The sequence below is a fragment of the Bacillus sp. FSL K6-0073 genome (genome assembly GCF_038006085.1).
In the GTDB taxonomy this organism is placed as follows: Bacteria; Bacillota; Bacilli; order Bacillales; family Bacillaceae_G; genus Bacillus_A; species Bacillus_A cereus.
Genome location: NZ_JBBOUN010000001.1, coordinates 4705588 through 4724476, shown reverse-complemented (window position 1 = coordinate 4724476; position 18889 = coordinate 4705588). Strand labels below are relative to the sequence as shown.

Below are 18889 nucleotides of genomic sequence, written 5' to 3'. Positions count from 1 at the left end.
CCCTCTTTAATCTTGTAATATAGTGCTATTTTGTGGCTAATTTTGTATATTATTCATTTATTTATGAAAAGAAGAAGGAGATTAGTTTGCATAGAAAAAAAACTTTAGTAAGCAGTTCATACTATAACGGGGAGAGGGAGAGTCTGTGCAAATTGTAAAAAAGGAGAAGTTTGTTTTAAAAGGGTTTACGTTTGAAAATGGCAGAGAAATTCCTGTTCAAATGGGATACGAGACATATGGCACTTTAAATAGAGAAAGGTCAAATGTGATTTTGGTTTGTCATTATTTTAGTGCAACAAGTCATGCGGCAGGAAAATATACAGTGCATGATGAGGAGTCTGGTTGGTGGAATGGGCTCATTGGACCTGGAAAAGCAATTGATACAAATAAGTATTTTGTTATATGTACGGATAATCTTTGTAATGTGCAGGTGAGGAATCCATATGTAATTACAACAGGACCGAAATCAATTAATCCAGAAACTGGAGAAGAATATGCTATGGATTTTCCGATTTTTACATTTCTTGATGTAGCTCGTGTACAATATGAGTTAATAAAAGGTATGGGAATTTCAAGGTTACACGCTGTAATCGGACCGTCGGCGGGGGGGATGATTGCACAACAATGGGCGGTTCACTATCCACATATGGTAGAGCGGATGATTGGCGTTATTACGAACCCACAAAACCCAATTATTACGTCAGTAAACGTAGCGCAAAATGCGATTGAGGCAATTCAACTCGATCCAAATTGGAAAGATGGAAAATATGGAGAAGAGCAGCCGATAAAGGGGCTTCATTTAGCAAATAGAATGATGTTTATGAACGCTTTTGATGAGTATTTTTATGAAAGAACATTTTCTCGTAACAGTATAGAGGTAGAACCTTATGAAAAGTTTGCTACACTAACATCATTTGAAAAAGAGATAAATAAAGCGACATATAGAAGTATAGAGCTAGTAGATGCAAATTCATGGATGTATACTGCGAAGGCAGTTTTATTGCATGATATTGCACATGGGTTTTCTTCACTAGAAGAATCTCTTTCTAACATAGAAGCGAATGTACTTATGATTCCGTGTAAACAAGATTTGCTTCAGCCGTCTCGTTATAATTATAAAATGGTAGATATTTTGCAAAAACAAGGGAAGTATGCGGAAGTATATGAGATAGAAAGTATAAATGGGCATATGGCAGGAGTATTGGATATTCATTTATTCGAAAAGAAAGTTTATGAATTTTTGAATCGGAAAGTATCTAGTTTTGTGTAGAAGGAAAATGATGGGGAAAAGGTGCAGTGTTTGAAGTAGGCACCTTTTTTCACATGATTTGTAGACGGAAAATATATGTAGCAATTGCTATACCGAAAAACGCTATGCTAAGCAATAGAAATAAGAATGACATTTCTTGTGGCGATTTTATCTTTTTATTATTTTTCATACTAAGTACAATAATTGCAGCGAGTAAGAACACAATGCCTATAATGAAAAGAAAAAGCGTCATTTTAATCGACTCCTTTCATAAAACAAGTATATTGAGGATACAATGTGCTAGTTATGTTTGTAAAGAATAAGTTTTACGAGAAAATTGAGAAATAGCTTTTCGATTCTTTGCGTTCTTTCTTTTGCATGCTAAAATTGGTAGAGAATGTTTGTGAAAAAGAAACTAAAGGTTTTATTGTATATAAGGAGGAACTACATATGACAGAAGTTAAAACAATCACTACAGAAGAGGTACAAGAGCGTTTAGAAAATGGAGAAACGTTATTTTTAGTAGATGTAAGAGAAGATGAAGAAGTAGCGGCAGGAAAGATTCCAGAAGCTGTACATATTAAAATGGGCGATATCCCACATAAAGTAGATTTCTTTAATAAAGAGAATGAATATATCTTTATTTGTCGTTCAGGAATGCGCAGTGAAAATGTATGTCATTATTTAAATGAACAAGGGTTTAAAACAGTGAACATGGTTGGCGGTATGCTTCAATATGAAGGTGAAACGAAATAGTTAATTGTAAAAAACTTGAAACGAGTCTGTTTCAAGTTTTTTTCTTTTGCATACAGTATAAAAAAGGAGGAGGGGTAAATGGGGATTAATTTGCGTAAAGTAAAAATTATTAATAATACAGGAGCTGTTAATGTCGGTGACTGTTATGATCTCTCACCTTTAGCTGTAGCAAAAGTATATGCAGGTGCTGGAGGATCGAGTGCGGCTATTTTTTTAAATGGAAAAAGGCAGCCAGAAGCGGTCATTAGAACATCAGTATTTCTTCCGCCTTTGGCAACGAGTACACGTACGTTAGGTTCATAGAGGAAAGGTAGAGTGTAATTATGCCTGCTCATATAAAAGAGTTTGTTATTGTGAATAACACTGGAAATATATTTACCGGTGATAATTTGAGCGACACTTCATTTACTGCTTCGAAATCATATAGTGGTTCAATGGGGTGTACTTGGATTGATGTTGTTACAGTAATAGGGACGGAGACGAAGCTTTGTTTACAGCCGGGAGATTCGGTGACGACGACGTATACAAGGGGCACTCCTGCTGGTACTGTAACAGGAGCAAATATGGGGCAAAATGTAAATACATCGAGTATAGCGCAAGCTGTCCCTAATACAGATAATATGGATTCAATTGCAGGACTCCCTTAAGAAATTAAGGGAGTTTTTATTATTTAAAATAAAAATAGTCTTGGAAATTATTTTTGTAAATAGATTAAGAAGAGGCTTATTTATTATGAAAAAGACGGTTTGTAGGCGGTGAAAGTGTGAAGAATCGTGATAATAATCGGAAGCAAAATTCGTTAAGCTCTAAATTTAGAATTCCACCCGAACTTATTGGTCCTACTTTCCCCCCTGTTCCAACTGGGTTTACAGGTATAGGGATTACTGGTCCAACCGGTCCACAAGGCCCAACAGGACCTCAAGGACCAAGAGGATTACAAGGTCCGATGGGGGAGATGGGCCCGACAGGACCTCAAGGTGTGCAAGGGATACAAGGATCAGTTGGGCCAATAGGTGCAACTGGACCAGAAGGACAGCAGGGCCCACAAGGATTGAGAGGACCACAAGGAGAAACTGGAGCGACAGGACCTCAAGGGGTGCAAGGGTTACAAGGTCCGATTGGTCCAACGGGAGCGACTGGGGCACAAGGTATACAAGGGATACAGGGATTACAGGGGCCAATTGGAGCGACGGGACCTGAGGGACCTCAAGGAATTCAAGGTGTCCAAGGGTTGCCGGGTGCAACTGGTCCACAAGGAATACAAGGAGCACAAGGGATACAAGGAACACAAGGACCGAGTGGAAATACAGGTGCAACCGGAGCAACTGGTCAGGGGATAACAGGCCCGACTGGAATAACAGGTCCAACTGGGATAACTGGACCATCTGGAGGACCTCCTGGTCCGACGGGGCCGACTGGTGCGACAGGTCCGGGCGGTGGACCGAGTGGAAGTACAGGTGCGACTGGAGCAACTGGGAATACTGGAGCTACAGGAAGTACAGGGGTAACAGGAGCAACGGGAAGTACAGGTCCGACTGGAAGCACGGGAGCACAGGGCTTGCAAGGAATCCAAGGGATTCAAGGGCCAATTGGGCCAACAGGTCCAGAAGGTCCACAGGGTATTCAAGGTATTCCTGGTCCGACGGGAGTAACTGGTGAACAAGGAATACAAGGAGAGATAGGTCCAACAGGTCCAGAAGGCCCAGAAGGACTTCAGGGCCCGCAAGGAATACAAGGTGTGCCAGGGCCAGTTGGAGCAACGGGTCCAGAGGGTCCTCAGGGGATACAAGGCATTCAAGGACCGGTAGGAGCAACAGGCCTACAAGGTCCACAAGGAATACAGGGAATACAAGGAGTGCAAGGGATAACGGGAGCAACTGGAGCACAAGGAGCAACAGGAATTCAAGGGATACAAGGGGAAATAGGAGCAACGGGTCCAGAGGGCCCCCAAGGAGTGCAAGGTATACAAGGGGCGATTGGTCCAACCGGTCCGATGGGCGCACAAGGAGTGCAAGGTATACAAGGGATTCAAGGAGCAACAGGTGCACAAGGAGTGCAAGGCCCACAAGGGATTCAAGGGATACAAGGTCCGACGGGAGCAACAGGAGATACGGGGGCAACCGGAGCGACGGGAGAAGGAACTACCGGTCCAACAGGAGTAACCGGTCCAACAGGGGTGACTGGCCCGTCAGGAGGACCAGCAGGACCGACCGGCCCAACGGGGCCATCAGGTCCGGCAGGAGTGACAGGTCCATCAGGTGGACCACCTGGTCCGACAGGAGCAACAGGTGCGACAGGAGTAACAGGAGATACCGGGGCGACAGGCTCAACTGGAGTGACAGGAGCGACAGGAGCAACGGGAGCAACCGGAGTGACGGGTTTACAGGGCCCGCAAGGAATCCAAGGTGTTCAAGGAGAGATAGGTCCAACCGGTCCACAGGGTATTCAAGGTCCACAAGGAATCCAAGGAGTAACGGGGGCAACCGGAGCACAAGGTCCACAAGGAATTCAAGGCCCACAAGGCGACATAGGTCCAACCGGCCCCCAAGGAATTCAAGGTCCACAAGGTCCACAAGGAATCCAAGGAGCGACAGGGGCAACCGGGGCACAAGGCCCACAGGGAATCCAAGGTCCGCAAGGTGATATAGGCCCGACTGGCCCACAAGGCCCCCAAGGAATTCAAGGTCCAACGGGAGCGACAGGAGCAACCGGAGCGACAGGTCCCCAAGGAATTCAAGGTCCACAAGGAATCCAAGGCCCGCAAGGAATTCAAGGTCCAACGGGAGTTACAGGAGCAACCGGAGCGACAGGTCCCCAAGGAATTCAAGGCCCGCAAGGAATCCAAGGTCCAACGGGGGCTACAGGAGCAACGGGTTCACAAGGTCCAACTGGAGATACAGGTCCAACCGGAGCTGGAGCCACTGGAGCGACCGGGGCGACTGGAGTTAGTACAACTGCAACGTATGCATTTGCGAATAATACATCAGGAACCGCTATTTCCGTTTTATTAGGTGGTACGAATGTACCATTACCGAACAATCAAAATATTGGTCCAGGAATTACTGTTAGTGGAGGAAATACTGTATTTACAGTTGCGAATGCAGGGAATTATTATATAGCTTATACAATTAATCTAACGGCAGGATTACTTGTAAGTTCTCGTATAACTGTAAATGGCAGTCCGCTTGCGGGAACGATAAATGCTCCGACAGTTGCTACTGGTTCATTTAGTGCAACAATAATTGCTAACTTGCCTGCTGGAGCTGCTGTTAGCTTACAGTTATTTGGAGTAGTTGCAATAGCTACATTATCTACAGCAACGCCAGGGGCTACCTTGACTATTATTAGATTAAGTTAATAAGCAGAGAACCTTGAAGCTTTTATGTTTCAAGGTTTTTTTATCTTTGTATTTGTAAGTAAACCTCGTTAACCAGGGGGAGTGGATCCCCTCTAATTATTTAAAGTTTCACTTTATTCACTTGAGCAAAAACATCGCAGTTCGAAAATATATTATAATAGAATGAAAAGAAAGAAATTTGGCAGAAAGGGAGGGTGGCGATGCAGGAGATGGTTAAAGATTTTTTTGGACGCCCACTTCAAGATTTACGTATATCTGTCATTGATCGTTGCAATTTTAGATGTACATATTGTATGCCAGCGGAAATATTTGGGCCAGAATATGCTTTTTTGAAAGACGAGTTTTTACTAACTTTTGATGAAATTGAGCGTTTGGCAAAATTATTTGTTAGAATCGGTGTACGGAAAATTAGACTTACTGGCGGTGAGCCACTGCTTCGTAAAGATTTAACAAAACTTATTGCACGTCTTGTGAAAATTGATGGGCTAATAGATATAGGGTTAACGACAAATGCTATTCATTTAACGAAACAAGCGAAGGCATTAAAAGAAGCTGGATTACATAGAGTGAATGTTAGTTTAGATGCGATAGATGATGACATATTTAAGAATATTAATGGTCGAAATATTAATACGAAACCGGTAATTAAGGGAATTATAGCAGCTAAAGAGGCGGGCTTGGAAGTAAAGGTAAATATGGTTGTGAAAAAAGGGATGAACGATCATCAAGTACTACCGATGGCTGCGTATTTTAAAGAGCAAGGAATCACCCTTCGGTTTATTGAGTTTATGGATGTTGGTAGTACAAATGGGTGGAATTTTGATCAAGTCGTTACAAAACGAGAATTGATTGAGATGATTCATAAGGTGTATCCGCTTGAGCCAGCTGAAGCCCATTACTTTGGTGAAGTTGCAAAGCGATATCGGTACGTTGGAACAAATGTTGAAGTTGGTTTTATTACATCTGTTTCTGAGTCATTTTGTGCCTCTTGTACGAGGGCGAGAATTTCGGCAGATGGAAAGTTTTATACGTGCTTATTTGCGACAGATGGTTTGGATGTAAGAGAACTTCTTAGAGGAAATCTTTCGGATGAGGAGTTATTAAGTGTTATACAAGATGTATGGATGAATAGAAAAGATAGGTATTCGGATGAACGAACAGAAGAAAGTGCAAAAAATCGTCCGAAAATCGAAATGTCTTATATAGGAGGATAAGAAAGGGGGGTATCGCATGCAGGAGCGATATTCAAGACAAATATTATTTTCTGGTGTTGGAGAAGAAGGACAGAGAAAAATAAGAGAGAAGCATGTGCTTATTATTGGTGCTGGTGCTCTCGGTGCGGCAAATGCAGAAGCGATTGTTAGAGCGGGTGTTGGAAAAGTAACGATTGCTGATCGTGATTATGTAGAATGGAGTAATTTACAAAGACAACAACTATATACAGAAGAAGATGCAAAGCAGTATAAACCGAAGGCGGTAGCGGCAGCAGAGCATTTAAGAGCGATTAATTCTGAGGTGGAAATAACTCCTGTTGTGACGGATGTAACGGTGCAAGAAATGGAAGAATTAGTGAATGATGTAGATTTAATATTAGATGCGACAGATAATTTTGAAACGCGTCTTCTCATTAATGATATTTCACAAAAGTATAATATTCCGTGGATATATGGTGGGTGCGTTGGAAGCTACGGAGTAACGTATACAATTTTACCAGGGAAAACACCGTGTTTTCGCTGTTTAATGGAGCATCCGGCGAGCGGAGCAACATGTGACACAGCTGGTATTATACAACCGGCAGTACAATTAGTAGTTGCGCATCAAACTACGGAAGCGCTGAAAATATTAGTAGAAGACTACGGAGCGCTTCGTGAAACGATGTTATCATTTGATCTTTGGAATAATCAACAGATGGCATTTAAAGTGAATAGGCAGAAAAAAGATACTTGTTTATCTTGCGGAAGGTTACGTACATATCCGAGTTTAACATTTGAAGCACAAACGAAAACAGAAGTGTTATGTGGGCGAAATACAGTGCAAATTCGTCCAGGTGTGCGGAAGAATTTTAATTTGGAAGAAATTAAAAAGCGCTTACAAAGAAGTGTAGAGATAAAGGCGACACCTTATTTATTATCGTTTCCGGTAGAAGAATATCGTTTTGTTTTATTTACAGATGGCAGAGCTTTCATTCATGGGACGAATGATATAAATGTAGCGAAAAGTTTATATGCAAGATATATAGGTTGAACCTAAAGGAAATCCTTTAGGTTCAACGGAGAAAGGATTATGAATTTCTCGTATAATCTCCACTTTTTCCACCTGTTTTTTCAAGTAAGTACGTTTCGCCGATAATCATACCTTTATCGACAGCTTTACACATATCATACACAGTAAGAGCGGTAGCCGAAGCAGCTGTTAAAGCTTCCATTTCAACACCGGTGCTACCTTCTGTTTTAACTTTTACTTCAATGAGTAAACGATATTGTTCTTCTGATTGTTTCCAATCGAAAGAAACGTCAACACCTTTTAATAGTAAAGGATGGCACATTGGGATAATATCAGAAGTTCGTTTCGCAGCCATAATGCCTGCGATTTGCGCAACTGCTAATACGTCACCTTTCCCAATTTCATTGTGAGAGATTTTATCGTAAATTTCTTTCGTAACGACAATGCTAGAGCACGCAATTGCTGTTCGAACGGTTGCTTTTTTGTCACTTATATCAACCATCTTCGCGCGTCCTTGGTCATTAAAGTGTGTAAATGAAGACATGGAATTCCTCCTTGAAGTAATTTCTATTGAATATATAAAGTTTAATCGAGATAAAAAAAATTGCAAATATGAGGTGAGAAACGATGGTAGAAAAACGAATTCCAATTCAAGTTGCTGAGGCAGTAGAACGGGTAATGAAATATGCAAAGCATGGTGAAGTAGAAGAAATTTCTATTACGGAAAGTTACGGGAGAATTCTCGGGGAAGATGTTGTCTCAGATCATGACGTTCCTCATTTTGATCGTTCCCCTTACGATGGTTTCGCCATTCGAGCAGAAGATACGAAAGAAGCAACTCAAGAGAATCCAGTTGAATTTGAAGTAATAGGAGAAATCGGGGCGGGTTCTGTTTTTACAGAAGAAGTAGGATCTTTTCAGGTGGTTCGTATTATGACAGGAGCAGCTATTCCAAAAGATTGCAATGCAGTCGTAATGCTAGAGCTGACAGAAGGGTTTGAGAAGAACGGGAAAACATATATGAAGTTAAAACGCCCTTTTAATAACGGTGACAATGTGTCGTTTAAAGGAGAAGATATAAAACAAAATCAAGTTCTCGTTCAGAAAGGCGTTGCAATTAATCCAGGTGTTGCCGCCTTATTAGCAACGTTTGGATATAGTACTGTGAAAGTTGTAAAACAGCCTGTTGTCGGTATTGTAACGACAGGAAGTGAATTATTAGAAGTACATGAGCCGTTAGAACCGGGGAAAATTAGAAATAGTAACTCTTATATGATTGCTGCTCAAATTATGAAAGCTGGAGGTAAAGTCCGATATTATGGTCAACTCGCGGATGAGTTAGATGCATGTTTTACAGCTGTTCAATCAGCGGTGGATGAGGTCGACATTTTAATTACAACAGGCGGTGTATCAGTAGGAGATTATGACTACTTACCAGCTATTTATGAAAGGTTACAGGCAAATGTACTCTTTAATAAGATAGCCATGAGGCCCGGAAGTGTAACGACAGTAGCTGAAGTTGATGGAAAGTTACTCTTTGGTTTATCAGGAAATCCGTCTGCTTGTTATGTAGGCTTTGAATTATTTGTGCATCCAATTATAAAAACGTATTTGTATGCGAAGGAACCTCACGTATATAGAGCGGATGCTATTTTACAAAAAGATTTTCCAAAGCCAAATCCATTTACTCGTTTCGTAAGAGCGAACGTAACAATTGTGGACGGGGCGTTACAAGCGATGCCAGTTGGTTTAGATAAATCGAGTGCGGTATCTTCACTTGCAGATGCGAATGCTTTTATCGTGTTACCTGGAGGAACGAGAGGATTTGAGACCGGAATGAAAGTATCCGTATTATTGTTAGAGCACTCTGAGGGATGTGATTGGCCATGGGCAAAGCCCCTTCAATCTTACAAATAGTAGGATATCAAAATAGCGGGAAAACAACACTTGTTGAGAAAGTGGTGCATGCATTAGCTGAACGAAAAATGAAAGTTGCTACAATTAAACATCACGGGCACGGAGGCTTTCCAGAAGTAGCGCAAAAAGATAGCGAAAGACACCGTAAAGCTGGTGCTGTCGTAAGTAGTGTAGAAGGTGCTGGATTGCTTTCACTTTCTTCACTAAAAAAGAAATGGTCCTTGCAAGAAATTATTCGCTTATATGAGTTTTTTGAAGTGGATACAATTTTAATAGAAGGCTATAAAAAAGAGAATTACTCGAAAGTAGTGTTACTTTGTTCTGCGGAAGACATTGAGCTTTTACATAAAGTAGAAAATATAGTGGCGGTTATTACGTGGTATGATGTTCCGGCAAATATACGAGAAGAATATAAAGTATTTCATATAACAGAAGAAGAGTTGTACATAGACTGGTTTTTACAAACGGTTAGGAGTGCGAAATGATAAATACATATTATGAAGTAATTGATACAGAAATCTCGATTGAAGAAGTAACGAAGAAAGTAATTCGACGTGAATGCGGTGCTGTTACAACATTTATTGGAACGGTTAGAGAGTTTACGAAAGGGCGTCGTACATTATACTTAGAGTATGTTGCTTATAAGACGATGGCAGAAAAGATGCTAGAGAAAATTGGCTTGGAAGTGAAAGAGAAATGGCCAGGTACATACGTTGCGATTACACATCGCATCGGTACGTTGCAAATTTCTGATATAGCGGTTGTTGTTGTTGTTTCAACACCACACCGTAAAGCGGCTTATGAAGCGAACGAATATATTATGGAACGCATAAAACAAATTGTGCCGATTTGGAAAAAGGAGTTTTGGGAAGATGGTGATTCATGGATTGGTGATCAATTAGAAAAAACAACATATCCGGCGGGAGAGCCTGGGAAGGAGCTATAAGTATGATTAGAGTATTGTTATTTGCGCACTTGCAAGAAGAAGCAGGGACAAGTGAATTACAAATAGAGAAAGAAAATATTACGGTTGCACAGTTAAAAGATGTTGTTGCGAACGAATATAATGTACCAGTTTCAGAGCCAATTATGGTTGCGATTAATGAAGAATACGCAAATGAAGATGACAGGGTCCAATCTGGTGATGTTGTTGCACTAATTCCACCAGTGAGCGGTGGTTAATATTGGATTTATTAAAACGACTTTCCTACATAGGGAAAGTCGTTTTTTTATGGCAGTTTTGAGAACACTAATCTATAGAACAAGGAGGGAACTATGAAAAAAATATGTGTAGTTATCACAATGCTCTGTGTGGCCTTTTTCTCTCCTCCAAGCGATTCTTTCGCGAAAGAATCAAGAGAACAGCTTTTAGAGAGTGCATTATCAAATAGGTACTATTCAGTTATTAGACAAGTGACAGAAGATCAATATGAATGTGCTTCAGTTATAGATATAAAGCGTCTTGGCAAGAAAGATGAATTTGTTCCTAGATACGAAGTGAAGCTACAATTTCTTACATTTCAAGGAGCGCATAATCCGCCGAACGATAAAGTTACGCTTACTTTGGAAGATCATTTAGATCACGTAAAGATAAAGAAAGTGGAGCGAGAAAAGAATGTTTCTGACGTTATTGCAGAAAAAGTTTGTGAGCGGGAAAAAGAAAAAATAAAAGCTCACTCTAACGACTTAGAGTGATAATCTATGGCATTTAGTAAAGAAAGGTAATGAGTGATGGATATATTTTTAGCGATTTTACCAGCTATATTTTGGGGAAGTATTGTGCTATTTAACGTAAAACTGGGCGGGGGCCCGTATAGTCAAACGCTCGGAACAACGTTTGGAGCACTTATTTTCTCAATTGTTGTTTATATTTTTATGAAGCCAGTATTAACACCTACCGTTATCGGAGTTGGAGTTGTGTCAGGTTTATTTTGGGCGCTTGGTCAGGCAAATCAATTGAAAAGTATTGATTTAATGGGTGTTTCGAGGACGATGCCAATTTCAACAGGACTTCAATTAGTCGCGACGACTTTATTTGGCGTTATCGTATTTCATGAATGGTCCACGACAATATCGGTCGTCCTTGGGATTTTAGCGCTCGTTTGTATTATTATCGGTGTTATTTTAACATCGCTTCAAAGTGAAGAAGAAAAGAATGCAGAGCAAGCAGCAAACTTTAAAAGAGGTATCGTAATTTTATTAATTTCAACAGTCGGTTATTTAGTTTACGTAGTAGTAATTAGGTTATTTAACGTAGATGGCTGGTCGGCTTTGTTGCCACAAGCAGTTGGTATGGTGTTAGGTGGGATTTTGCTTACCTTTAAACATCATCCATTTAATAAATATGCAATTCGAAATATTATTCCAGGATTAATTTGGGCAGCTGGAAATATGTTTTTATTCATTTCACAGCCGCGTGTTGGAGTCGCAACAAGTTTCTCGCTATCGCAAATGGGAATTATTATTTCCACGCTTGGTGGGATCCTTATATTAGGTGAAAAGAAAACGAAACGTCAATTAACGGGTATCGTTGTCGGTATCGTTTTTATTATCGCAGCCGGAATTATGTTAGGTATAGCCAAAAGTTAAAGGAGGTATGGAAATGTATAGTGATTTAGCAGGGAAAGTTGTCGTTATTACAGGATCAGCAACTGGTCTCGGAAGAGCGATGGGAGTAAGGTTTGCTAAGGAAAAAGCGAAAGTGGTTATTAATTATCGCTCACGAGAATCAGAAGCGAATGATGTGTTAGAAGAAATTAAAAAGGTAGGCGGCGAAGCGATTGCTGTAAAAGGTGATGTAACCGTCGAATCAGATGTTGTGAATCTTATTCAATCTGCTGTGAAAGAGTTTGGTACGCTTGACGTTATGATTAATAATGCAGGGATAGAAAACGCGGTACCGTCGCATGAAATGCCGCTTGAAGATTGGAATAGGGTAATTAATACAAATTTAACAGGTGCTTTTTTAGGAAGTCGTGAAGCAATTAAATATTTTGTAGAACATGATATTAAAGGGTCTGTCATTAATATGTCTAGTGTTCATGAGAAAATTCCGTGGCCACTATTTGTGCACTATGCAGCAAGTAAGGGTGGTATTAAACTGATGACAGAAACGTTAGCGCTAGAATATGCGCCAAAAGGTATTCGAGTAAATAATATTGGGCCAGGTGCAATTAATACGCCAATTAATGCCGAAAAGTTTGCTGATCCTAAAAAACGGGCTGACGTAGAAAGTATGATACCGATGGGCTACATTGGAAAACCTGAAGAAATCGCAGCAGTAGCAACTTGGCTTGCTTCATCAGAGGCGAGTTACGTAACTGGAATTACGTTATTTGCAGATGGTGGAATGACTTTATACCCATCGTTTCAAGCTGGGCGTGGGTAATATGAAAAGGACAAAGAGTTTTATCTCTTTGTCCTTTTTTACAAAAAAATAGCGTTCAGCTATTTTAAATTTAATGATTAATTGTATCTTGAAGAAATTCTGTTGCTTGATGTTCAGTAACATTTTGTACGAGCGCGACTTCGCTGATCATCATTTTTCGTGCATTATCTAGCATTTGTTTTTCGCTCGCATTTAATGTTCTCTCTTTATTACGGCGAAGTAAATCCCGAACCACTTCTGCGCTATCTTGTAAATTGCCATTTTTCATTTTTTCCATATTCATTGTATATCTTTGTTTCCATGAGAGTGATGGGTCTGACTCCCCGTTTTGAAATTCAAGAAGTATATCATCTAACGTACCTCGATCAACGATATAACGAATACCTGATTTTTTTAATTGTTCCATCGGAAGCATTACTTGCATATCTTTACTAATGATGCGTATCACACAATATTGACGTGAAGTACCTAATATTTCTTTCTCTTCAATTGCTTCGATGATTCCTGCACCGTGCATTGGATAAACGATTTTATCACCAATTTGAAACAAATCATCCACCTCCATATGTGGTAACCACTTTTAATGATAGCATACGTATGTAAAAATGTCAAATTTTATATAATAACATAATATTTATATTCGAGTCAATAAGATAAAGTGCTTTTTTTATGTTTTTTTTGAACTTATTTATCCCGCATTAACGGGCGATAAGACCCCCATCTCAAAATTTAGAGAAAGCAAAGAAGTTAGGTGGGGGTCGGGCTGATTAAAGTTTCACTTTATAGTGATTTTTTTAGAAAAATAGTACAGGTGAGAAAGAAGGCATATCCACTTATTTTTAAGCATAAAATGTAAAAGCGCTAATACAATATACCTAAATCCGTTCTTTGCAAAGGAGGGAGAGAAGGTGGGGCGCACAATAAAAATTGATATTACAAATAAAGTTGTAGCTAAATTTAGACCAAATTATTTGGAATTATATACGAGTAAATTTATGATAGGTAAGTTTTATGTCTATACTGAAGATAAAAAATATGTGTTAGAAGACGGATATATATATGAGAATGGAAAGTTTTATCGCATCATAGATACGCACCGTGGCAATAATCAAGCGGCGGAGGGCTGCGATCTAGGATGGTGTTAACATGATTCGTGTGAAAGTGTTTGATGAAAGTCACGAAAAAGACTTAGAAGACGCTGTGAATGTGTTTTTGAAAAAGATTGATGATAGCAACTTTGTAGATATTAAGTATCAAGTTGGTGTTTCCATTAATGACGATGAAAACCAAATTTATTGTTTTTCAGCAATGATCGTTTATAAAGCATAAAAAAGAGCTGGCTCACCCAGCTCTTTTTTATGTTTTATGTTGGGACAACATGTGTCGGTAATACGTTCATAATAGATTGGGGTGTGCCTAATTTCTTTGTCGTTAAAAGAGGCTCCCCTGTTTCATGATTTTGAGCATCTTTACACATACCAAGGTGATAACGATCACCTAAAAATGGATCAATATAAAAACCGTTTTTGAATACTTTATCATTCGGATGTTTTTCATGATGAATATCAGAGCAGTTAATGCAATAGAACATAGCTTTCATCCCCTTTTTATTTTTATTTGAAAAAAGTGAGTCGGTAGTCATTTCGCTCCTGAGAAAATGTTGAGGAGAAGAGAAATAACTACCTACTCAAATGGTGGGCATATTCCTTCTGATTTGTCATATCTCGCGTATTGTCCCTTGAGGGAAGGAGGAGAGACGAAGTACGCATGATATAAGTAAGGCGCTTCTCTCAAGATAAATGATGGAGTTTCATGTTGAGAGAAGTTTTTATTTTGTATTGCCTTTGTGAGTATATTATGAGGAAATGCTCAGAGGGTGTTTGTCCTGTTGAAAAAATGTTGAGAATTTCTCAACAGTAAAAGAATTGGCGTTGACATGAAACTAAAAGGTGTTATATTATCGAAGTATAACCAAAAGGTGTTATGTTATAACGCCGAGTAAAGGAGAATGAAAATGGAACAACAAAATACATTAAATGATATTAAACAAACAATCGTTTTTAACGCGTCTATTCAAAAGGTATGGAGTGTAGTATCAACTGCAGAAGGGATTGCGTCATGGTTTATGCCAAATGATTTTGTATTAGAGGTAGGACATGAATTTCATGTGCAATCACCATTTGGGCCATCACCATGTAAAGTGTTAGAAATTGATGAGCCAAACCATTTATCTTTCTCATGGGATACAGATGGCTGGGTTGTTTCATTTAATTTGAAAGACTTAGGAGATAACAAAACAGAATTTACGTTAATTCACGGCGGCTGGAAACATCCTGATGAAATTCTTCCGAAAGCAAATGCGAAGAGCTCTATTATTCGCGATAGAATGAGCGGTGGTTGGGTAGCGATTGTAAATGAAAAACTGAAAAAGGTTGTCGAAGGCTAAGTGTCCTCGTCAGCAGCGAAATATGATGTATTTCAAGCAATTGCTGATCCAACCCGCCGAGAAGTAATACGGTTATTAAGTGACAAAGAGTTACCGATTTCCAAAATAACGGATCATTTTCCGATGAGTCGTACTGCGGTTGTAAAGCACCTTCATATTCTTTCGGAAGCGAATTTAGTAAGTGGAAGAAAGAGCGGAAGAGAGAAGATATATCGTTTGCATCCAGAACCATTAGAAGAATTACAACAATGGCTCTCATATTATGAACGTTTTTGGGATAATAAATTATCCATGCTGAAACATATTGTGGAGAATGAAGAATAAAAAAAGGATGACCAAAATGGTCATCCTTTTTATTGTTGCTCACTTGTTTGTGTAGCTGGCTTTAATAAAAGCCAACCGATAATTAATGTACATACTGCTAATACGAAAGTGCTCATATAAATAACGTGTACACTTGCAGCTAATGCGGATTGTGATTCAGTGGCTACACTTGCTGTAGTCCCGCCGTGTCCACCAGATACAAGATCAAGGTTTTTAATGCCGCGTGCATGAATCATCGTATTAAAGATTGTTCCAAAGATTGCAGCACCTAACGTTTGACTGAATGTATTAATAAATGTGTTTAAACCAACAGCTGTTCCGCGTGTATGAGCTGGTACGGCTGCTTGAATTGTTACCATGTAAATCGGTGTCACAAGCCCCATTCCTAAGCCGAATAATCCGACTGCTACATAAATAAGGAACGATGGTGAATTTGTTGATAGTGTAAATAATAAGAACGTAGCGACTGATAAAATGCTAGCTCCAAGTAAAATGATTTGTTTCGTTTTTAATTTGCCTACTAAGTTACCAGAGAAAATAGCGCCAAATGTCCACATAACAGGGATTGGCATTAAAATAAGTCCAGCTTCTGTAGCATTTTTCCCTAATACACCTTGGCTCCAAATTGGAAGGTACATTGTAATACTAATAATCATTGCGCCAGCAATAAGAGTTAATATATTTATCGTAGATAATGTACGGTTAGAGAAAAGTGCTAGCGGAATTAATGGTTCTGGAGATTTTTTCTCGATGAATAAGAAAATAATAAATGAAATAGCGGCAAAGATTAATAGGCCGATAATTGTCATGTCTCCCCAGTTTTGCTTACTGCTACCTGTTAATAATGCATATAGTAGAGCGATTGTACTTAATGAGAAGACTGTTGCACCAAGATAATCGATATGATGCTTAGCAGGTTTAATAGATTCTTTGTAGTAAATTGCAATCATTAAGCAAGCGATAATTCCGAATGGAACGTTTAGGAAGAAAATATAACGCCAAGAAAGAGAATCAACTAAAAATCCACCTACTAACGGTCCGATAACACCGGATACACCCCAAACGGCACTCATCCAACCTTGTGCTTTCGCGCGGTCTTTCGCTTCGCTATATAAGTCTCCAATAATCGTCATTGTGATTGGCATAACAGCACCAGCACCGATACCTTGAAGCGCGCGGAAGAAGATTAATTGTTCCATCGATGTAACGACTCCGCAAAGTGCAGAACCGACTAAAAAGATTGTAGCTCCGATCAGTAAAACTTTTTTACGGCCAAATAAATCAGCGAGCTTTCCGTATATTGGAGTCGAAACAGCTGTTGCAAGCATATAAATTGCATATACCCAACTAACAAGTTCGACGCCTGACAAATCACTCGTTATACGAGGGATTGCTGTACTAACAATCGTTCCTTCTACCGCAGAAAGAAACGTCATTAACATTAAAGACATCATGACTTTTTTTCTCATTTGTTTTCCCCTTACCCTTTTTTAAATATTCAACAATATAAAATATAAAGGTACTAAGGTATATAAAGCAACAAAAAAGCAATGGGAAGTTAAGTGGAGCGTATATTTGTCGTTTCTTGTCGGCGAGTCGGTATATTTGGGAAATCGCTGATATAAGTTGTGGAATCGCTCATATAATTTCATGTACCTATAAAAAAAGAAACAGGAATCCCTGTTTCTTTTTTTAATACTGCATTTTCGCGTTTTCTCCAGCTGCCGTTCCGGCAATTCTACCAGTAACAAGGGCTGATGTAATATTATAGCCACCAGTATAACCATGAATATCAAGAACTTCTCCGCAGAAATATAAGCCGTTCGTAAATTTAGAAGACATTTCTTTCGGGTTAATTTCTTTCACGGATACACCGCCGCCAGTAACGAATGCTTTTTCAATTGACTGCGTACCATTTACATTCACAGTAAACTCTTTAAAGTCTTTCACAAGTGCACGAATCTTTTCGTGAGAAACTTGTCCAGCTTGTTCGCTACCGTCAATTTCATTTTTTTCTAATAAGAATAGGAAGTAACGTTCAGGGACATAACCTTTTAAAACGTTTTTAATTCCTTTTTTTGGATCTTCTTTCATTTGTTTCAGCATGCGCTGGAATAGTTGCTCACTATTTTCCTCTGGCAATGCATCAATACTCATTTGTATTGTATTCGTTTTAAACTTTTTCAGTGCTTTCACGACGAATTGACTACAGCGAAGAGCAGCAGGACCAGATAGGCCAAAATGAGTGAAGAGCATGTCCATTTTGTGAGAAATGATAACTTTTCCTTTCGGGTTTAATACGCTTAAGTTTATATCACGTAAAGCAAGACCTTGTAATGAGCGGTCACGTATAAACGGCTCGTTTGAAAGGATAGGTACTTCTGTTGGGAATAATTCTGTAATTGTATGACCCGCTTTTTCAGCCCAAGCATATCCGTCTCCAGTAGATCCGGTTTGAGGAACTGATTTTCCGCCAACAGCGATAACGACGTGATTTGTTTCTAACACTTCGCCTGTTTGCAGTATAACTGCTTTCGTTTGACCATTTTCATATTCAATCGTTTCAACAGGTGTATTTGTACGAATTTTTACACCTAAGTCTTTTAATCGTGTTAAAAGTGCGTCTACAACAGATTGTGCTTTGTTTGACACAGGGAACATGCGACCGTGGTCTTCTTCTTTCAATTTAACACCGAGATTTTCGAAGAATGTAATAATATCTTCATTATTAAAAATAGAAAAAGCGCTGTATAAGAAGCGACCGTTTCCTGGTATATGTTTAACAATTTCATCAAGTGGTAGACGGTTTGTTACGTTACAGCGTCCACCACCAGAAATTGCAAGTTTACGCCCAAGTTTATTTCCTTTATCAAGAAGTAAGACATTTGCGCCTTCTTCTGCAGCACCAATTGCAGCCATTAGCCCAGAAGGACCGCCGCCGATGACAATAACATCATAATGCATAATATATCGACCTCATTTTCTACATTTCCTGCCTAAAAGAATAGCATGTTTTCCCTTAAAAGAAAAATAGAGTGAAGTACTGCTTAATGAGAGAATTGTGGTACAATACAAAAGTTAGAGTTCAGCACTATCCTGCCATTTGTAGGCGATAAGACTAAGACCTCAAGATTTAGGAGAAGTAAATAGGGAGTCTGTTAGCCTGTAAATGCTCGAATGGTTCAACTAATAAGGAGTAGGAGAGAAGTCTCCAACTAATTATAGTTT

At 39.4% G+C, this 18889-nt stretch carries 24 protein-coding genes; 18 read left to right on the top strand and 6 right to left on the bottom strand.

The genetic code is table 11. The features are described from left to right. The first annotated feature begins 145 nt into the window (after positions 1–145). Positions 146–1270 (top strand): alpha/beta fold hydrolase, encoded by a 1125-nt coding sequence (locus MHB52_RS24455; protein WP_061664578.1) that lies wholly within the window; start codon positions 146–148, stop codon positions 1268–1270. A 49-nt stretch (positions 1271–1319) separates the two neighbouring features. Here MHB52_RS24455 and MHB52_RS24450 read toward each other — a convergent pair whose 3' ends face one another. Continuing rightward, positions 1320–1502 carry a hypothetical protein gene (locus MHB52_RS24450; RefSeq protein WP_000171881.1) on the bottom strand — a complete coding sequence of 61 codons (183 nt, stop codon included), beginning with the start codon at positions 1500–1502 and terminating at the stop codon, positions 1320–1322. 197 nt (positions 1503–1699) lie between these two features. Between MHB52_RS24450 and MHB52_RS24445 the strand changes: the two genes are divergently transcribed. The 6 genes from MHB52_RS24445 (at position 1700) to MHB52_RS24420 (ending at position 7607) form a co-directional block, all read left to right on the top strand. Beyond that, a complete protein-coding gene (locus MHB52_RS24445) occupies positions 1700–2005 on the top strand; it encodes a rhodanese-like domain-containing protein (RefSeq protein ID WP_000141207.1) in 306 nt (101 codons plus the stop codon). Between the two features lie 78 nt (positions 2006–2083). After that, positions 2084–2308 (top strand): spore germination protein, encoded by a 225-nt coding sequence (locus MHB52_RS24440; RefSeq protein ID WP_000512465.1) that lies wholly within the window; start codon positions 2084–2086, stop codon positions 2306–2308. Positions 2309–2328: 20 nt separating this feature from the next. Then, entirely contained in the window at positions 2329–2652 is a 324-nt protein-coding gene (locus tag MHB52_RS24435) for a hypothetical protein (protein WP_001110848.1), read from the top strand. A 116-nt stretch (positions 2653–2768) separates the two neighbouring features. Beyond that, entirely contained in the window at positions 2769–5363 is a 2595-nt protein-coding gene (locus tag MHB52_RS24430) for a BclA-related collagen-like exosporium protein (RefSeq protein ID WP_061664580.1), read from the top strand. A 200-nt stretch (positions 5364–5563) separates the two neighbouring features. Continuing rightward, entirely contained in the window at positions 5564–6577 is a 1014-nt protein-coding gene (moaA, locus tag MHB52_RS24425; RefSeq protein WP_061664582.1) for a GTP 3',8-cyclase MoaA, read from the top strand. A gap of 16 nt (positions 6578–6593) precedes the next feature. Then, positions 6594–7607 (top strand): molybdopterin-synthase adenylyltransferase MoeB, encoded by a 1014-nt coding sequence (locus tag MHB52_RS24420; protein WP_001158106.1) that lies wholly within the window; start codon positions 6594–6596, stop codon positions 7605–7607. Positions 7608–7644: 37 nt separating this feature from the next. Here the strand turns inward: MHB52_RS24420 and moaC are convergent, their stop codons facing one another. Beyond that, positions 7645–8130: a cyclic pyranopterin monophosphate synthase MoaC gene (moaC, locus tag MHB52_RS24415; protein WP_000094146.1), complete on the bottom strand. Its 486-nt coding sequence runs from the start codon at positions 8128–8130 to the stop codon at positions 7645–7647. An 83-nt stretch (positions 8131–8213) separates the two neighbouring features. On the opposite strand from moaC, the gene moeA reads away from it, so the two are divergent. The 7 genes from moeA to MHB52_RS24380 all read left to right on the top strand — a co-directional run bounded on the left by moeA (position 8214) and on the right by MHB52_RS24380 (position 12891). After that, positions 8214–9503 carry a molybdopterin molybdotransferase MoeA gene (gene moeA, locus MHB52_RS24410; RefSeq protein WP_000229696.1) on the top strand — a complete coding sequence of 430 codons (1290 nt, stop codon included), beginning with the start codon at positions 8214–8216 and terminating at the stop codon, positions 9501–9503. Beyond that, positions 9473–9988, top strand: a complete 516-nt coding sequence (gene mobB / locus MHB52_RS24405) for a molybdopterin-guanine dinucleotide biosynthesis protein B (RefSeq protein ID WP_061664584.1) — start codon at positions 9473–9475, stop codon at positions 9986–9988. Before moeA ends, mobB begins: the two co-directional genes overlap by 31 nt. Next, positions 9985–10449: a molybdopterin synthase catalytic subunit MoaE gene (gene moaE, locus MHB52_RS24400; RefSeq protein WP_061664586.1), complete on the top strand. Its 465-nt coding sequence runs from the start codon at positions 9985–9987 to the stop codon at positions 10447–10449. The genes mobB and moaE overlap by 4 nt, the downstream gene beginning before the upstream one ends. Before the next feature lie 2 nt (positions 10450–10451). Then, on the top strand, positions 10452–10685 hold the full coding sequence (moaD, locus tag MHB52_RS24395) for a molybdopterin converting factor subunit 1 (protein ID WP_000621778.1): 234 nt from the start codon (positions 10452–10454) through the stop codon (positions 10683–10685). 93 nt (positions 10686–10778) lie between these two features. Beyond that, complete coding sequence (locus tag MHB52_RS24390) at positions 10779–11198, top strand: DUF3888 domain-containing protein (RefSeq protein ID WP_061664588.1); 420 nt, start codon at positions 10779–10781, stop codon at positions 11196–11198. Positions 11199–11234: 36 nt separating this feature from the next. After that, positions 11235–12092 carry a glucose uptake protein GlcU gene (glcU, locus tag MHB52_RS24385; protein WP_000350861.1) on the top strand — a complete coding sequence of 286 codons (858 nt, stop codon included), beginning with the start codon at positions 11235–11237 and terminating at the stop codon, positions 12090–12092. A 13-nt stretch (positions 12093–12105) separates the two neighbouring features. Further along, positions 12106–12891, top strand: a complete 786-nt coding sequence (locus MHB52_RS24380) for a glucose 1-dehydrogenase (protein ID WP_000286673.1) — start codon at positions 12106–12108, stop codon at positions 12889–12891. Positions 12892–12961: 70 nt separating this feature from the next. Here MHB52_RS24380 and MHB52_RS24375 read toward each other — a convergent pair whose 3' ends face one another. Next, positions 12962–13456, bottom strand: a complete 495-nt coding sequence (locus tag MHB52_RS24375; RefSeq protein ID WP_000451446.1) for a CarD family transcriptional regulator — start codon at positions 13454–13456, stop codon at positions 12962–12964. Between the two features lie 343 nt (positions 13457–13799). On the opposite strand from MHB52_RS24375, the gene MHB52_RS24370 reads away from it, so the two are divergent. Continuing rightward, positions 13800–14036: a DUF2553 family protein gene (locus tag MHB52_RS24370; RefSeq protein ID WP_000533804.1), complete on the top strand. Its 237-nt coding sequence runs from the start codon at positions 13800–13802 to the stop codon at positions 14034–14036. A 1-nt stretch (position 14037) separates the two neighbouring features. Next, the gene (locus MHB52_RS24365; protein WP_000621751.1) at positions 14038–14220 is read left to right on the top strand and encodes a sporulation protein Cse60; all 183 of its coding nucleotides are present in this window, start codon (positions 14038–14040) and stop codon (positions 14218–14220) included. Between the two features lie 34 nt (positions 14221–14254). Here the strand turns inward: MHB52_RS24365 and MHB52_RS24360 are convergent, their stop codons facing one another. Further along, on the bottom strand, positions 14255–14482 hold the full coding sequence (locus MHB52_RS24360) for a DUF3973 domain-containing protein (RefSeq protein WP_000498988.1): 228 nt from the start codon (positions 14480–14482) through the stop codon (positions 14255–14257). Positions 14483–14905: 423 nt separating this feature from the next. On the opposite strand from MHB52_RS24360, the gene MHB52_RS24355 reads away from it, so the two are divergent. Together MHB52_RS24355 and MHB52_RS24350 are read left to right on the top strand one after the other, a co-directional pair. Continuing rightward, positions 14906–15337 carry an SRPBCC family protein gene (locus tag MHB52_RS24355; protein ID WP_000437769.1) on the top strand — a complete coding sequence of 144 codons (432 nt, stop codon included), beginning with the start codon at positions 14906–14908 and terminating at the stop codon, positions 15335–15337. Continuing rightward, positions 15338–15661: an ArsR/SmtB family transcription factor gene (locus tag MHB52_RS24350; protein ID WP_000098837.1), complete on the top strand. Its 324-nt coding sequence runs from the start codon at positions 15338–15340 to the stop codon at positions 15659–15661. 29 nt (positions 15662–15690) lie between these two features. Here the strand turns inward: MHB52_RS24350 and MHB52_RS24345 are convergent, their stop codons facing one another. Both MHB52_RS24345 and MHB52_RS24340 read right to left on the bottom strand, forming a co-directional pair. Further along, positions 15691–17130, bottom strand: coding sequence for an MDR family MFS transporter (locus MHB52_RS24345; RefSeq protein WP_001228022.1), 1440 nt, complete (start codon positions 17128–17130; stop codon positions 15691–15693). Between the two features lie 223 nt (positions 17131–17353). Next, positions 17354–18625 (bottom strand): BaiN/RdsA family NAD(P)/FAD-dependent oxidoreductase, encoded by a 1272-nt coding sequence (locus tag MHB52_RS24340; protein ID WP_061664590.1) that lies wholly within the window; start codon positions 18623–18625, stop codon positions 17354–17356. Positions 18626–18889: the final 264 nt, after the last annotated feature.

Bases quoted from the DNA above. Each gene is read 5' to 3' on its own strand.
- MHB52_RS24450 (WP_000171881.1), bottom strand. From the start codon at position 1,502: ATGACGCTTTTTCTTTTCATTATAGGCATTGTGTTCTTACTCGCTGCA.
- MHB52_RS24445 (WP_000141207.1), top strand. From the start codon at position 1,700: ATGACAGAAGTTAAAACAATCACTACAGAAGAGGTACAAGAGCGTTTA.
- MHB52_RS24440 (WP_000512465.1), top strand. From the start codon at position 2,084: ATGGGGATTAATTTGCGTAAAGTAAAAATTATTAATAATACAGGAGCT.
- MHB52_RS24435 (WP_001110848.1), top strand. From the start codon at position 2,329: ATGCCTGCTCATATAAAAGAGTTTGTTATTGTGAATAACACTGGAAAT.
- moaA (WP_061664582.1), top strand. From the start codon at position 5,564: ATGCAGGAGATGGTTAAAGATTTTTTTGGACGCCCACTTCAAGATTTA.
- MHB52_RS24420 (WP_001158106.1), top strand. From the start codon at position 6,594: ATGCAGGAGCGATATTCAAGACAAATATTATTTTCTGGTGTTGGAGAA.
- moaC (WP_000094146.1), bottom strand. From the start codon at position 8,130: ATGTCTTCATTTACACACTTTAATGACCAAGGACGCGCGAAGATGGTT.
- moeA (WP_000229696.1), top strand. From the start codon at position 8,214: ATGGTAGAAAAACGAATTCCAATTCAAGTTGCTGAGGCAGTAGAACGG.
- mobB (WP_061664584.1), top strand. From the start codon at position 9,473: ATGGGCAAAGCCCCTTCAATCTTACAAATAGTAGGATATCAAAATAGC.
- moaE (WP_061664586.1), top strand. From the start codon at position 9,985: ATGATAAATACATATTATGAAGTAATTGATACAGAAATCTCGATTGAA.
- moaD (WP_000621778.1), top strand. From the start codon at position 10,452: ATGATTAGAGTATTGTTATTTGCGCACTTGCAAGAAGAAGCAGGGACA.
- MHB52_RS24390 (WP_061664588.1), top strand. From the start codon at position 10,779: ATGAAAAAAATATGTGTAGTTATCACAATGCTCTGTGTGGCCTTTTTC.
- glcU (WP_000350861.1), top strand. From the start codon at position 11,235: ATGGATATATTTTTAGCGATTTTACCAGCTATATTTTGGGGAAGTATT.
- MHB52_RS24380 (WP_000286673.1), top strand. From the start codon at position 12,106: ATGTATAGTGATTTAGCAGGGAAAGTTGTCGTTATTACAGGATCAGCA.
- MHB52_RS24375 (WP_000451446.1), bottom strand. From the start codon at position 13,456: ATGGAGGTGGATGATTTGTTTCAAATTGGTGATAAAATCGTTTATCCA.
- MHB52_RS24365 (WP_000621751.1), top strand. From the start codon at position 14,038: ATGATTCGTGTGAAAGTGTTTGATGAAAGTCACGAAAAAGACTTAGAA.
- MHB52_RS24360 (WP_000498988.1), bottom strand. From the start codon at position 14,482: ATGTTCTATTGCATTAACTGCTCTGATATTCATCATGAAAAACATCCG.
- MHB52_RS24355 (WP_000437769.1), top strand. From the start codon at position 14,906: ATGGAACAACAAAATACATTAAATGATATTAAACAAACAATCGTTTTT.
- MHB52_RS24345 (WP_001228022.1), bottom strand. From the start codon at position 17,130: ATGAGAAAAAAAGTCATGATGTCTTTAATGTTAATGACGTTTCTTTCT.
- MHB52_RS24340 (WP_061664590.1), bottom strand. From the start codon at position 18,625: ATGCATTATGATGTTATTGTCATCGGCGGCGGTCCTTCTGGGCTAATG.